This window comes from Catellatospora aurea (genome assembly GCF_042663325.1).
In the GTDB taxonomy this organism is placed as follows: domain Bacteria; phylum Actinomycetota; class Actinomycetes; order Mycobacteriales; family Micromonosporaceae; genus Catellatospora; species Catellatospora aurea.
Genome location: NZ_JBHTAC010000006.1, coordinates 163,832 through 177,298, shown reverse-complemented (window position 1 = coordinate 177,298; position 13,467 = coordinate 163,832). Strand labels below are relative to the sequence as shown.

At 70.6% G+C, this 13,467-nt stretch carries 11 protein-coding genes and 1 pseudogene; 8 read left to right on the top strand and 4 right to left on the bottom strand.

All coding sequences use genetic code 11. The annotated features are described in order from the left end of the window. Both ACFQO7_RS08485 and ACFQO7_RS08480 read left to right on the top strand, forming a co-directional pair. On the top strand, window positions 1-987 hold the full coding sequence (locus ACFQO7_RS08485) for an ABC transporter permease (protein ID WP_376805889.1): 987 nt from the start codon (window positions 1-3) through the stop codon (window positions 985-987). Between the two features lie 97 nt (window positions 988-1,084). Continuing rightward, a complete protein-coding gene (locus ACFQO7_RS08480) occupies window positions 1,085-2,815 on the top strand; it encodes an ABC transporter substrate-binding protein (RefSeq protein ID WP_376805888.1) in 1,731 nt (576 codons plus the stop codon). 193 nt (window positions 2,816-3,008) lie between these two features. Here the strand turns inward: ACFQO7_RS08480 and ACFQO7_RS08475 are convergent, their stop codons facing one another. Further along, window positions 3,009-4,724, bottom strand: a complete 1,716-nt coding sequence (locus ACFQO7_RS08475; RefSeq protein ID WP_376805887.1) for a S9 family peptidase — start codon at window positions 4,722-4,724, stop codon at window positions 3,009-3,011. A gap of 68 nt (window positions 4,725-4,792) precedes the next feature. Here ACFQO7_RS08475 and mshB point away from each other — a divergent pair, with 68 nt between their 5' ends. Both mshB and ACFQO7_RS08465 read left to right on the top strand, forming a co-directional pair. Further along, window positions 4,793-5,671 carry an N-acetyl-1-D-myo-inositol-2-amino-2-deoxy-alpha-D-glucopyranoside deacetylase gene (gene mshB, locus ACFQO7_RS08470; protein ID WP_376805886.1) on the top strand — a complete coding sequence of 293 codons (879 nt, stop codon included), beginning with the start codon at window positions 4,793-4,795 and terminating at the stop codon, window positions 5,669-5,671. Beyond that, window positions 5,668-6,102: a hypothetical protein gene (locus ACFQO7_RS08465; protein ID WP_376805885.1), complete on the top strand. Its 435-nt coding sequence runs from the start codon at window positions 5,668-5,670 to the stop codon at window positions 6,100-6,102. Before mshB ends, ACFQO7_RS08465 begins: the two co-directional genes overlap by 4 nt. Window positions 6,103-6,190: 88 nt before the next feature. Here ACFQO7_RS08465 and ACFQO7_RS08460 read toward each other — a convergent pair whose 3' ends face one another. Further along, on the bottom strand, window positions 6,191-6,946 hold the full coding sequence (locus ACFQO7_RS08460; RefSeq protein ID WP_376805884.1) for a bestrophin-like domain: 756 nt from the start codon (window positions 6,944-6,946) through the stop codon (window positions 6,191-6,193). A gap of 59 nt (window positions 6,947-7,005) precedes the next feature. On the opposite strand from ACFQO7_RS08460, the pseudogene ACFQO7_RS08455 reads away from it, so the two are divergent. Further along, a pseudogene (locus ACFQO7_RS08455) lies at window positions 7,006-7,689 on the top strand (DUF6923 family protein); the annotation flags it as partial. Between the two features lie 615 nt (window positions 7,690-8,304). Beyond that, a complete protein-coding gene (locus tag ACFQO7_RS08450; RefSeq protein WP_376805964.1) occupies window positions 8,305-8,433 on the top strand; it encodes a hypothetical protein in 129 nt (42 codons plus the stop codon). A 100-nt stretch (window positions 8,434-8,533) separates the two neighbouring features. Here ACFQO7_RS08450 and ACFQO7_RS08445 read toward each other — a convergent pair whose 3' ends face one another. Next, complete coding sequence (locus tag ACFQO7_RS08445; RefSeq protein WP_376805883.1) at window positions 8,534-9,943, bottom strand: DUF2254 domain-containing protein; 1,410 nt, start codon at window positions 9,941-9,943, stop codon at window positions 8,534-8,536. Between the two features lie 91 nt (window positions 9,944-10,034). On the opposite strand from ACFQO7_RS08445, the gene ACFQO7_RS08440 reads away from it, so the two are divergent. Then, window positions 10,035-11,747 carry a VanW family protein gene (locus ACFQO7_RS08440; RefSeq protein ID WP_376805882.1) on the top strand — a complete coding sequence of 571 codons (1,713 nt, stop codon included), beginning with the start codon at window positions 10,035-10,037 and terminating at the stop codon, window positions 11,745-11,747. A 10-nt stretch (window positions 11,748-11,757) separates the two neighbouring features. Beyond that, a complete protein-coding gene (locus ACFQO7_RS08435) occupies window positions 11,758-12,207 on the top strand; it encodes a hypothetical protein (RefSeq protein WP_376805881.1) in 450 nt (149 codons plus the stop codon). A gap of 223 nt (window positions 12,208-12,430) precedes the next feature. On the opposite strand, the gene ACFQO7_RS08430 is transcribed toward ACFQO7_RS08435, so the two are convergent. Beyond that, window positions 12,431-13,381, bottom strand: a complete 951-nt coding sequence (locus ACFQO7_RS08430; protein WP_376805880.1) for a GNAT family N-acetyltransferase — start codon at window positions 13,379-13,381, stop codon at window positions 12,431-12,433. Between the last annotated feature and the right edge of the window lie 86 nt (window positions 13,382-13,467).

Genomic DNA, 13,467 nt, shown 5'->3' with positions numbered 1-13,467 from the left:
ATGCTGCGATTCCTGATCAAGCGCCTGCTGCTCGGTGCGCTGACGATGTTCGCCGTCAGCCTGGTCGCCTTCGGCATGTTCTTCATGCTGCCGCGCGACGCGGTGGCCACCATGTGCGTGAAGAACTGCAACCCCGAGCGGCTGGAGCGGGTGCGCGTCGAGCTGGGTCTCAAGGACCCGCTGATCGACCAGTACACCGGCTACATGAAAGGCATCTTCGTGGGCCGGGACCTGGGCAGCGCGCAGGGCGGCTACTGCGACGCGCCGTGCCTGGGCTACTCGTACACCAGCAGTGAAGAGGTGTCCGACATCTTCGCCCGGGTGCTGCCGGTGACGCTGAGCATCGTGCTCCCGGCGGCCGTGCTGTGGCTGGGACTGGGCATCGGCCTGGGCATGCTGTCGGCGCTCAAGCGCGGCACCGTCTTCGACCGGCTGGCCATCGGCTTCTCGCTGACCGGCGCGTCCATGCAGCTCTACTTCGTGGGCGGCATGCTGATGATCATCTTCGTGTACACGCTGAAGATCCTGCCGGTGCCGCACTACACCTCGCTGTGGGAGGACCCGCTGGACTGGGCGGGCGGGCTGGTGCTCGCCTGGGTGGCGCTGGCCTTCCTGTTCTCCGCGGTCTACGCGCGGCTGTCGCGGGCGCAGATGCTGGAGACCCTGGCCGAGGACTTCGTGCGCACCGCGCGGGCCAAGGGCCTGAGCAGATCGCGGGCGTACGGCCGGCATGCGCTGCGCGCGGCGATCACCCCGATCGTGACCATCGCCGGGCTGGACATCGGCGGCGCGCTAGGCGGCACCGTGATCACCGAGACCACCTTCGGCATCCAGGGCCTGGGCCGCACCGCCGTCGAGGCGGTCCGCCTCGGCGACCTTCCGACGATCATGGCGACCGTGCTCATCTCGGCGGTCTTCATCGTCGTCGCCAACATCGTGGTCGACCTGCTCTACGCGGTCATCGACCCGCGGGTGCGGCTCGGCTAGCGCACCCCGCCCGCCGTACGAAGAGGTATGGCGAAATTCGTCAATCACTGCTACACAGTTCGTAAGTTTCCTTCACACCACCGGCACGGGAGTGAATATGAGATCGAGAGCGGTATTGGCCCTGGGCAGCGTGCTCGCGCTGTCCGTGGCCCTGGGCGCGTGCAGCGAGAACACGAACACCGATAGCGGCGTCGACACCGACCGCCAGTCCAGCGGCGTGATCGCGACGGACCCGAAGGACTCGATGGGCCCCGCGGCCGCGGTCTCGGGCGCCAGCAAGGGCGGCACGTTCACCGTCATCCGGCAGACCAAGATCTCGCACATGGACCCGCAGCGGGTCTACTCGTTCGTGGGCCTCAACACCGCCCCGCTCTACGCGCGCTTCCTCACCACCTGGAAGGACGACGGCAAGGGCAAGGTCGTGCTGGTAGGCGACCTCGCGGAGACCCCCGGCGTCAACGTCAACAAGGACTGCAAGGTCTGGGAATTCAAGATCAAGGACGGGGTGAAGTTCGAGGACGGCAGTGCGATCACCTCCAAGGAGATCGCGTACGGCATCGCCCGCTCGTTCGACCCGGACCTGGCCGGCGGCCCGACCTACATCCAGGAGTGGCTGGCCGACGACGCCGCCTTCGACAAGAAGTGGGACTTCAAGGCCAACAAGACGTCGCTGCCCCCGGGCCTGACCACGCCCGACGCCAAGACGCTGCGCTTCGAGTTCGCCAAGCCGCACTGCGACCTGCCCTTCGCCGCGTCGCTGCCGGCCACCGCGCCGCTGCCGCCGGCCAAGGACCTCGGTGTCGACCTGGACAACAAGCCGTTCTCGTCCGGCCCGTACAAGCTGGTCAAGAACACGGTCGGCGTGGAGATGGTGTTCGAGCGCAACGAGCACTGGGACGCCAACACCGACCCGGTGCGCAACGCGTACCCGGACAAGTTCGTCTACCAGTTCGGCCCGAACGCCGAGGCGCAGACCAACCGCCTCATCGCCGACGGTGACGCCGACAAGGCCACCCTCGGCTGGAACGGCGTGGACTCCTCGCTGGTCGCCAAGGTCGCCGGGGACAAGGCCCTGATGGACCGCACCCTGCGCGAGCCCACCCCGAGCGCGTGGCGTCTGTCCATCAACACCCAGCGGGTGCCGGACCTGTCGGTCCGCCAGGCGCTCAACTACGCCATCGACCGTCCCGGCATGGTCAAGGCCGCCGGCGGCGACCTGAAGGTGGCCCCGCTGACCACCCTGATGCCGCCGTCGACGCTCGGCTTCAAGAAGTACGACGCCTACCCGGCCGACATCGAGAAGGCGAAGTCGACGCTGGCCGGCAAGACCCCCGAGCTGGTTATGGTCATCGGCGACGACTCGGGCGCGCAGGAGCTGGGCACCCAGGTGAAGAACAACCTGGAGAAGGCCGGCTTCAAGATCACGATCAAGGTCATCCCGGCGGACAGCAAGCTGGACGAGACCAAGAAGAAGAACAACCCCTGGGACCTGTACCTGGACACCTGGGCGGCGGACTGGCCGAGCGGCGCCGCGCTGCTGCCGGTGCTCTTCGACGGCCGCACCATCAAGGACGAGGGCAACAGCAACACGTCCTACGTCAACAGCGACGCGATCAACGCCGAGTTCGACCGCGTGCTGGCCCTCGACCCGGCCGCCCAGGCGCCCGAGTGGGCCAAGCTGGACGAGCGGATCATGAGGGAGCTGGCCCCGGCCGTGCCGCTGTACGCGGACGTCATGTTCGTGATGCACGGCTCGAAGGTCGGTGGCGTCTACATCGACAGCATCTTCGGCTACCCCGCCTTCACCCGCGCCTTCGTCAAGCAGTAACGGGAACCTCGCACCACCGGGGCGGCACCCTTCGGGGCGCCGCCCTTTCCTGTCCTGGTGTTCCCGTTCGGCCATGGGCAGCTGACACCCCCACGAACCGTCCGCCCACGCATCTGGCTGCGGTGGGCGGAGTTGTCTCGCCGGTGCGGGTGCACGCGACGGGCGGCGGTCGGTGAAGGAGTGGGTCGGCGGGTCAGGTGCGGATCTCGGCCGGCTCGGTCTCCTGGATGATCACGGTGGGTGGGAGGTCGTCCAGGGCGTGCCGGGCGTAGATCTCGCTGTCCAGCTCCTGCGGGCCGAGGTAGCGCTCGGCGAGCGGGAGGGGCAGCAGCGCCCAGTCCCACGGCTCGACCGCCACCGCCGCCCGGACCGTCTCCGGCCGCCGGGCCGCCAACAGTGCCGCCAGCCACCCGCCGAAGCCGCGGCCGTACGCGGTGACCCGGGTCAGATCCAGGTCGGAGTGCTTGTCGGCGATGATGCGCAGCGCTTCGGCGTGATCGGCGACGGCCAGGTCGGCCACCCGGCGGTGGGTCACCTTCTCGAAGCTCGGCGACACCCCGACGGTGCCCCGGCCGTCGACCATGACCACGGCGAACCCGGCCTCGGCCCAGTGCCGGGCGGCGGTGAACGCGTCGTGGTCGTTGCGTACCTGCTGCTGGGTCGGGGTGTCCGGGAGGCACAGCAGCACGGGCAGGCGGCGGCCGAAGACGTGGCCCGGCGGGTACAGCACGGCGGTGGGCAGCCGCCGGTCGGTCACCCGGTCCAGGGCGGGGCGGTTCGTCGTCGCGGGCACCGGGCGGCGCGGGGTCAGTTCGGCCACCTGATTGCCGCCGAACCATACGGTGAGCTGCACGTCCTCGTCGTCGAGGCTGCGCAGGCCGGTCACCACGGTGTCCCCGCCGCAGGCGGCGCTGTGCCAGCCGGGCTGGCTGGTCAGCCGGTGCACCACCATGCCGCCGCTGGTGCTGCTGCGCACCCGGAACAGGTGCTGCTCGGCGGGCTCGCCCTCGCTGGCCTCGATGAGCAGGTCGCCCAGCTCGCCGCCGGCCGAGCCGGGGCCGAGCCGTCCGACGACGCGCCGGACGTACAGGTTCGGCGGGGTGAGCAGGGTGCCGTCGGCGAACAGGCAGCGCGCGTCGTACCCGTCATGGGAGATCTCACCGCCGACCAGCACCCGCCCGTCGGCGAGGTGGCGGGGCGTGCCGGCGATGGGGTTGACCCAGCGCGGGTCGGCCAGCTCGGCGTGCACCTGGGTCTCCCCGGTGCGGCGGTCCACCGCCAGCACCAGGCCGTGCCCCTGTGACCGGCGCAGGGCCGTGATCAGCGGACCGCCGTCGGCCCAGCGCACCATGCCCAGGTACGGGTAGATCTCGCGGTCCCAGTGCACGTCGACCCAGCCGCCGTCGAGGTCCAGCAGGTGCAGCGAGACCTGGTCGCCGCTGCGGCGGGTGGCCAGGATGCTCTCCCCGTCAGGCGACCACCACCAGCCGGTATGCCGTCCGAACCAGCCCGCGTACGGATCGGCCTCGCCCCAGCGGACCCCGTCCGGCTCGCCGGCCAGCAGCTCGTCCTCGCCGCCGGTGGCCACCCGCAGCGCGCCGTCGTGCAGGTACGCGATGCGGCGGCCGGTCGGGTCGGGCCGGGCCGCCAGGACCGGGCCCGGGGTCGGCAGGACGGCCGTGCCGTCGGCGTCGCGGCGATGGAGCCGGCCGCCCGAGGTCCAGACGACCACGGCCCCGGTGCGGTCGAACGCGAAGTCGTCCACCGCGTCGGCCACGGTATGGCTCCGGCCCGAGGCCGGTTCACACACGTCCAGCACATGATCATGCAGGTGGCCCACCCGAAGCCCGTCAGCACTGACGGCTATGCGGTGGCCAGGACCTGGACCGTCAGGCTGCTGCGCCTCCATGGCCGCGATGCTATCGACGCGGGAGGCGGGCGCGTGGCGGTTTGCCTGATGCGGGCTAGAGTGACCGGGTGGCTCGCAGCATCCTCTTCGTGCACGCGCATCCCGACGACGAGTCGATCGGCACCGGCGCGACCATGGCTCACTACGCGGCACAGGGCGCACACGTCACCCTGGTGACCTGCACGCTCGGTGAGGAGGGCGAGATCCACGTCCCCGAGCTCGCGCAGCTGGAGGCCGCACAGGGCGACCAGCTGGGCGGATACCGGCTGTCCGAGTTGAAGACGGCACTGGGCGCGCTGGGCGAGATCGACCACCGCATGCTCGGCGGGGCGGGGCGCTACCGTGACTCCGGCATGATGGGCACGCCCGCCAACGAGCACCCGCGCAGCTTCTGGGGCGCCGACCTCGAAGAGGCGTCCGCGCACCTCGTCGAGATCATGGACGAGGTCCGGCCCCAGGTCGTCGTCACGTACGACGCGAACGGCTTCTACGGCCACCCCGACCACATCCAGGCCCACCGGGTCGCCATGCGCGCCTCCGAGATCGCCGCCGAGCGCGGCTTCGGCCCGTCCAAGATCTACTGGACGGCGATGCCGCTGAGCGTGCTCAAGGCCGGTGTCGAGGCACTGGCCGACTCGACGGACAACCCGTTCGCGGGGATCACCGACGTGGCCGACTTCCCGTTCGGCACGCCCGACGAGGAGGTCGCGGCCTGCATCGACGGCTCCGACCACCACGACGCCAAGGTCGCCGCGCTGAAGGCGCACGCCACCCAGATCCCGGAGACGTCCTGGCTCTACTCCATCGCCGGCAACTTCGGCCAGGAGTTCATGGGCGTCGAGCACTACACGCTGGCGCACGGGGTGCGCGGGCGCGGCGACGGGCCGTACGGGTGGGAGACCGACCTGTTCAGCGGCCTGCCCGACGGTTCGCCGCTCGCGCGGTGAGGCTGCTGCTCGACTCCGCGCTACGCGCGATCGGGGCGCTGCTCGCGATCGTCCTGGGCACTGCGTCGGCGGTGCTGGAGGCGGTCTTCACGCCGTACCGCATCGCCGGGTGGCCGGCGGTGTGGCTGGTGCCGACGGCGCTGGTGGTCAGCCTGTTCCTGAGCTGGTTCGCCCGTGCGGCGACGGGTCTGGCCTGGGGCTGGTGGCTCGCCGCGGTACCGTGGTTCCTCGTCATGATCTTCGCGGTGGGCGGCACGCAGGAGGGCGACCAGATCGCCGCCAGCTGGCTCGGCCTGCTGGTGCTCGCCACGGGCGGCATCGGCTTCGTCGGCCCCGCGGCCTACCGCGCCGGCAAGCGCACCACCGCGCCACCCTCGCGAACCACCGCACCGCAACTCGCCGCTCCACAGCCGGGCCCATCCGCACCCTGACCGCATCCCCCCAGCTCAGAACCGCTGGCAGGTAAGGAAGGGCACCCTGCGCACCATATGCGTTAAGAAGGTGCCCTTCCTTCCTTGGTCAGGTGGTGGGGTTGTCGAGGCGGGTTATGACGTTCTGGTAGGCCGTGGCGGGGACGCGTTCGGTGCTGGTGAACGGGCGCTCGATCTGGTGGATCGTGAACAGCAGCAACGTGATCATGCCGACCACGGCGGTGGTCATCGCGAGCTGCGTGCCGATGTGGTCGAATCGGAAGAACAGGATCGGCATTCCGGCCAGCAGCGCGCCGAACAGCAGCGCGAACCAGGTCACGTCGCCGATCCGCTTGTCAGCCAGAGCGAGCCGGTCCTCGCGGGCCTGCATCACCGCGTGCACCGTGGTCTCCGGCGACTCGCTCTCCGGTGGGACCGGCACTCGGGCCGTGGCCTCGCGCAGGTCGTTGAGCAGCGTCCAGCCCTGCTCGCCGACCGGTTTTCCGGCCCGCAGCCGGGGCAGTTCCTGGTCGAGGATCTCGCGCAGGTAGGCGCGCGTCAGCAGCCGGATCGAGGCGCGCACCTCCGGCGGGCCGGTCTCGGCGGCCCACGCCACCGACTGCACCGCCTGCGCCTCGCGGTACGTCGCGTCTCGCGCGTCGTTGCCGATCTGCCACACGTCGATGAACACGAACGCGGCGACCACGGCGTACAACGTGCCGGTCATCGAGAACACCACGCTGAGCACGTCGTGGGTGTCGGCGCGGCGGTCCGGCGGCCACGAGCGGCGGATGAGCACCACGGCGAGCGCCGCGATGCCGCAGATGCCGAGGAACCACAGGAGACCGCTCGCGTACGTCCGCATGAGTTTCCTCCAAAAACACTATTCGCCCAAACAGGGCGTTTAGGGCTATACAAGATGCTATGCGTGCGACGTCCAGATTTCGACCCCTCGTCGTGGGGCTGTTCCTGGCCACGGCGATCGGCCTCCCGTCAGCCGTCGCGCTGCTGTCTCCGCGCGCCGCGCTGGGACACGCCGTCGCACCGCCGGGTGAACTGCTACAGGTGCGGTCCGCGGTGCCCAACGCACCGTCCGAGCTGGTCAGTCTGAATCCCGACACCGGTGCGGTGATACGCCGAAGATGGCTGCAGCACACCGTCAACGCCATCGGGTACGACCCGGCGCAAGGACTGCTCTTCGGCATCGCGGCGCGGTTCCGGCTGGTCCCGCTCGGTGGTGGCGGACATCTCGTCGCGATCCGTCCGGATGGGACGGTCGTCGATCACGGGTCGGTCCATGGTTCCCTGAGCAGTGCGAATGCGGGGGCCGTCGTCGGTGGGGAGTTGCTGCTTCCGGTCGGCGGGCGGTTGAAAGGCATCGACGTGCGGGCCGGTTCGGCGACGTTCGGGCAGGTCACGAGGAATGTGGCGCTGTCCGGACCGGTGCGCGTGGATGACTGGGACTACGACCCGTCCCGGCAGGTCCTGGTGGGAGTGGACGGGTCGGGGCCGTCGCCTCGGCTGGTCGCGGTGGATCCGGTCAGTGGGCAGGTCAGCCGCAGCGATCTCACCGGTGACCTGCGGTCGGGCGGGTCTTACGGTTCCGTGGCGCTGATCGGCGACACGCTGCACGTCACCGCCAACGGGCTTGGCCGGCCGCTGCGGCAGTACCGCATCGCGCTGTCCACCGGGGTCGCGACGCTGCTGTCCGGCTCGCAGCCGGTGTACCTCACGGACGCGGCCTGGCTGCCCGCCACCCCGAGCCCACCGTCCCCGAGTCCATCGCCATCGCCATCTCCGAGCCCGAGCCCATCACCGAGCCCAAGCCCGTCACCGTCGCCAAGTCCGAGCCCGTCACCAAGCCCTAGCCCGAGCCCGTCCGCGTCTCCCAGCCCTAGCCTGTCGCCGAGCCCGAGCCCGAGCCCGAGCCCGAGCCCGAGCCCGAGCCCGAGCCCGAGCCCGTCACCGTCTCCGAGTCCGTCCCCGTCACCGTCGCCAAGTCCGTCCCCGTCACCGTCTCCGAGCCCGTCCCCGTCGCCACCCCCATCCCCGAGCCCGTCACCGTCGCCGAGCCCGTCGCCCAGCGCCGTGCCGCCGCCCGTGGGGGTGGCTCCGGTCGTGCCGCTGCCGGTGCCGCCTGTGCCGCCGTCTCCGTCTCCGGAGCCCAGTCCGTCCCCGGAGCCGTCGCCCCCTCCGCCGCCGAGCCCGGCGCGGCGACCCGTCGTGTTGGTGCAGGAGCAGGTGCGTCATGTCCGGAGCGTCACCGAGACAGGCCGGAACACGGTCGTGATCTTCATCCTCGGCCTGTCGGGCAGCCGCCTGCTGCTCGCCGCGCGGAGGCGACGCCGCTGACCCGCGGCCGCGTACGCGAAGATCATCGGTCTTGCCTGGCAGCTGTGCGTATCTTGACCGCGCTTTCGCCCGGTTGCCGGGCAAGTCGAATGATCAAGGGTCAGGTCGGTGGTGGGCCGGGCGGCGTGCCGGTCGCACGGGTGGCGGCGGCTTCCACGATGGCGAGGTCGGCGGGCAGCATGTCGGTGGCGCGAGCGCCCTGCAGGGTCAGCTCGATCTGGCGGTCCAGCGCGGCGATGGTGCGTACCCGATCGGGGGTCATCTCGCCGCGGTAGCCGGACAGGCAGCAGTCGCGCAGCATGCCCATGGTCCGCAGCAGCGGCACGACGACGCTGGGATGGGGCGCGGCGTAGCGCCGCAGCTGGTTGAACGCGTGCTCGACGAACTCGGTGTGGTCCAGGTCGCACGGGGTGAGCAGGATGCGGCCCTCGGCGTCGCGTACCGCCTGGGTCGGGCAGTCGGCGAGCAGCAGGGGCCGCATGACCGAGCCGATGCGCAGCACGACCTCGACCGCGGTGGTCGGGTCGTTGACCGCGGGGGACAGGGCGCGCAGGGCGACGTCGGACAGCTGGCGCAGGCCGAAGTCGATGTCCTGCTGCATGGTGCGGGCGGGACCGACGATGACGGCTTCGGCGATGAGGCGTGCCGCGATGGCGGTGTCGGCGGGCGGCGGCCAGATGGTGGCGAGCGGGGTGCCCGCGGTGAGGAACGCGCCGACCCTGGTCTCCAGGCGCAGGACCGTGCCGGCCGGCACGGCGGCGACGACGGCACGTCGGCTGAGCTGCTGTACCCAGCCGTCGGCGGCCGCGGTGACGATCATCGGTGGGCCGAGCGTGCCGACGTCGGGCGGGTCGACGGGGTCGCCGACCTTGGCCCCGATGTGGGCGCCGTACGGCAGCTCGCTGATCAGGCCCTGGGTCTCCCGGGCGACGCGCTGCACGATCCGGCCGACGTACTGGTTGCGGCTGATCCGGTCCAGGTAGACGACGATCGCGATGACAGAGAGCAGCGTGAGCAGCAGCGCGAAGCCCACGGTGAGCGGGGGAGCGTGCACGGCGGCGGTGTCGATGCGCGCGAGTGCCAGCACGCAGAACGCGAACGTGCTGAGCAGGAGGCCGACGAGGACCTGGCCGTGGCGGTCGCGCCAGAACCCGCGCAGCACCCGCGGCGAGAACTGCCCGCTGGCCAGCTGCAGCGAGACCACCAGCAGCGAGAAGACGACACCGGCGGTGGTGATCGTGGCGCCGGCGATGATGCCGAGCAGGGTGACGGCGACGTCCGGGGTGAACGTGATCATCTCATTGGGGTTGATCATGTATCGCTCGTCGATCTCGGCGAGGACCCCGCCGAGCACTACGGCTCCGGCCAGCATCATCATCGGCAGGAACAGCAGGCTCTCCGCCAGGCGGTCGCGCAGCGCCCGGGAGCGCAGCCGGCGTACGTGCGGGGCCACCTCGTGCTCGTAGTAGGCGGCCGTCCCACCGTCACCATCTCGGACATATCCGGCCATTAGCCACCATTTTCTCGAATGTGGGCGACTTTCGTGTAATGCGCTAGCCTTGCCGGTCAACGTCTCCCACCAATGATGATGAGGTGCCGTCTTGTCCGTCGCCCCCGTTCCGCACCGACGCTGGCTGATCGCAGGTCTGGCCTCCGTGCTCGCGCTCACCGTGTCCGGCGCGTTCGCCGGCCACGCCTTCAGCGCCGACGTGCCCCGCGGCGCGAAGGTGCTCGGCATCGACATCGGCGGGACCACGACCGAGGCGGCCGACGCGCTGCGTACCGGGCTCGCGGGCAAGGCCGACCAGCTCGCCGCGCCGCTGACCGTACGCGTCGGGGAGCAGACCGCGACCGTGCAGCCGCAGGACGTCGGCCTGGCGGTCGACGTGGACGCCACCGTCGCGGCGGCTGTGAAGCGCGGTCACAACCCGTTCGCCACCCTGTTCGGCGGCGACGAGGTGGCCCCCGTGGTCACCGTCGACGAGGCGCGGCTGGCGTCGGCGCTGGCCCCGGCGGCGCAGAAGTCCGGCACGGCGATGACCCTGCCGGGGGTGAGCTTCGACGGCACCACGCCGAAGCCGGTGTACCCGAAGGCGGGTCGCGGCCTCGACTCCGCCGACGCGGCGGACGCGGTCCGCGACGGCTGGCTGCGGCACGCCGAGGTCGAGGTGCCGCTCGGCGACCGGGACCCGGCCAGCTCGAACGCCGACGTCGACAAGATGATCGCCGAGGTGGCCCAGCCTGCCGTGTCCGCGCCGGTCGCGGTCACCACGGCCAAGGGCACCGTCACCGTGTCGCCGAAGGCGATCGCGGCGAGCCTCGTGATCGGTGCAGACGCCGACGGCAAGCTCTACAGCCGGGTCGACGAGAAGCGGCTGCGCAAGGCGCTGGGCAAGGACCTGGCCAAGGTCGAGGTGCAGCCCAAGAACGCGACCATCGACGGCTCCGGCGGCGTGCCGCAGGTCGTGGCGGCCAGCGGCGGCACGCTGGTCGACACCGCGAAGCTCGCCACGGACCTGATGCCGGTGCTCAAGCGCACCACGGACCGCACCGTGCCGGCCGGCTTCAAGGAGGTCAAGCCCGCGACGACCACCGGCGACCTCGCCCAGCTGGGCATCAAGGAGCAGGTCTCCAGCTTCACGACGTACTTCACCGGCGGGCTGTCCAGCCCGCGCAGCAAGAACATCGTGCAGATCGCGAAGGAGGTCGACGGCGCGATCGTGCGGCCGGGCGAGACCTTCTCGCTGAACGGGCACACCGGTCCGCGCGGTTACGCCGAGGGCTACCACGACGCGCCCGTGATCATGGACGGCAAGCTGGTCCCCGGCGTCGGCGGCGGCGCGTCGCAGTTCACCACGACGATCTTCAACGCCTCCTACTACGCGGGCATGAAGGACGTCGAGCACAAGCCGCACTCGTACTACTTCACCCGGTACCCGGCGGTCATCGAGTCGACCATCATGTACCCGACGCTGGACCTCAGGTTCACCAACACCACGCCGTACGGCGTGCTCATCGACACCTCGCACACCGAGGACTCGGTGACGGTCAGCATGTGGTCGACCAAGGTCTACGACAGCATCACCACGCAGTACGACCCGAAGCGCGACATCGCGCAGCCGGAAAAGGTGGTGCTGGAGGACGGCCCGACCTGCATCGCTACTGCGGGTAGCGAAGGTTTCACTCAGGATGCCTGGCGTATCTTCCGCAAGGACGGTAAAGAGATCAAGCGGGAGAAGTTCACCTGGCGGTATGACGCTGAGCCGCAGTTCGTGTGCGAGGCGAAGAAGCCGCCACTGACTGCCAAGCCCTGAGGAGGCTTCGATGAAGGAGCGGTGGCTGCCGGTAGGCGTGATCGCCGGCGTGCTGTTCGTGATCAACGTGATCGCCCGCTGGGTGGCCAAGGGCATCGATGATCCGGACACGGAGGCCACGGCGGGGTTCATCGCACTGGGTGTGGTCGGGCTCGTGTTCTTCGCGATGGCGCTGTACTGGGGCCGTACCCGGCCGTGGTCGCGGGTGGCCGCCGACCTCGGCTTCGCGGCCCTGGCCGGCTGCCTGCTGAGCATCTTCCTCGGCCCCCTGGCCGCCGGTGAGAGCCCCTTCGTGCACGGCGCGGGCGCGTTCTTCCAGCAGGTCTGGTTCTACGGCGCGGTCTTCGCCGCCGGCACCGGCCTGGGCATGGCGGCCCTGATGGCGTTCGCCGCCGACTACCGGGCCAAGCAGCTCAAGGCCTACTCCGACCGCGCCAAGGCCCACCCCCGCCGCGTCTAGCCCAAAGGAAGGGCACCTTCGTCGGCTCGCGTCAGCGAGCCGAGCCGCAGCGCAGATCGCTCCGCGTTATAGAAGGTGCCCTTCTAAACGTCTCAATGCGGTTGAGCTGCGGGTTCAAAGGCCGTCAGGTTCAGCATCCAAACCCCCAGGTCGCGCTGGGGCTCGCGTTAACAAGGGCACCTTCCTCTACGCATGGCGATGGGAAGGTGCCCTTCCTTTGCGTTCAGCGGAGTTGGTAGCGGGTGTAGTGGTGATGGCGGGTGAAGGCGAGTTTGGCGTACATGGCCAGGGCGGCGGTGTTGCGGGATTCGACCTGGAGGAAGGCGTCGGTCGCGCCGCGCTGGGCGGCCCAGCGGGCCAGGGCGCCCATGGACTGCTGGGCCAGGCCGCGGCGGCGGGCGGCGGGGGCCGTTTCGACGCCGAAGACGCCCAGCCAGCGGCCCTTGCCGGTGACGGTGCCGCGGGCGCGGGCCAGCAGGGTGCCGTCGTCGTCGTACCGCTGGGCGAACACCAGCTCGGGCACCGCGGTCAGCACGTGCAGCGCGGCGTCCGGCAGCGGGCCCCGGTCGTCGGCGACCATCGCCAGGTAGCCCGGCGACATGGTCGCGGTCAGCTCGAACCCGTCGCCGGGCGGGGTCACCGCGATCAGCTCGTCGATCGGGCAGACCTGCACCTCGACCGTGCACTCGGCGTGCCAGCCGGCCTTGCGCAGCTCCCGCTCGACGCTCGCGGCCAGCGGGAGCGGCACGTCGACCTGCGGGGGCAGGCCCTGTCGGCGGTAGAAGGCGACGACGGCGTCCAGCGCCTCGGGCAGCGGCAGGCCGGGGTCGCCGACGGGCAGCGCGGAGTTGGCCCGGCCGGTGTAGCCGCCGGCCGCCCGCAGCCGCCAGGCGCCCAGTTCCTCGACCACCGGCGGCGGCCAGGCCTCGGTGGCGGCCAGTTCCAGGGCCGCGATCTCGCGGGCGGTCGGGCCGCGCCGGGCCGGCACGACCTTCGCGCGGTGCACCTCGGCCAGCGGTACGACGACCACTCCGTGGGACGTCGCGACGGTCAGGGACGTGTCGCCGAGCTCGGTGAGATCGCCCAGCACATCGGTGAACTGCGGGCGATCCTCCCGGATTCCGACGAATCTGCGTACCACCACGCGGGACCCGAGATCATGCTTAGCCAACACTGACTACCTACCTCCCTCACCCGGATACTAGGCTTTGACTTGGCCGCGTGGAGCGGCGGAACGTGCACTGTCATGTTCCGTATGAG

Coding starts and splice junctions, on each gene's coding strand:
- ACFQO7_RS08485 (WP_376805889.1), top strand. CDS start 1: ATGCTGCGATTCCTGATCAAGCGCCTGCTGCTCGGTGCGCTGACGATG.
- ACFQO7_RS08480 (WP_376805888.1), top strand. CDS start 1,085: ATGAGATCGAGAGCGGTATTGGCCCTGGGCAGCGTGCTCGCGCTGTCC.
- ACFQO7_RS08475 (WP_376805887.1), bottom strand. CDS start 4,724: ATGGAGGCGCAGCAGCCTGACGGTCCAGGTCCTGGCCACCGCATAGCC.
- ACFQO7_RS08460 (WP_376805884.1), bottom strand. CDS start 6,946: ATGCGGACGTACGCGAGCGGTCTCCTGTGGTTCCTCGGCATCTGCGGC.
- ACFQO7_RS08445 (WP_376805883.1), bottom strand. CDS start 9,943: ATGGCCGGATATGTCCGAGATGGTGACGGTGGGACGGCCGCCTACTAC.
- ACFQO7_RS08435 (WP_376805881.1), top strand. CDS start 11,758: ATGAAGGAGCGGTGGCTGCCGGTAGGCGTGATCGCCGGCGTGCTGTTC.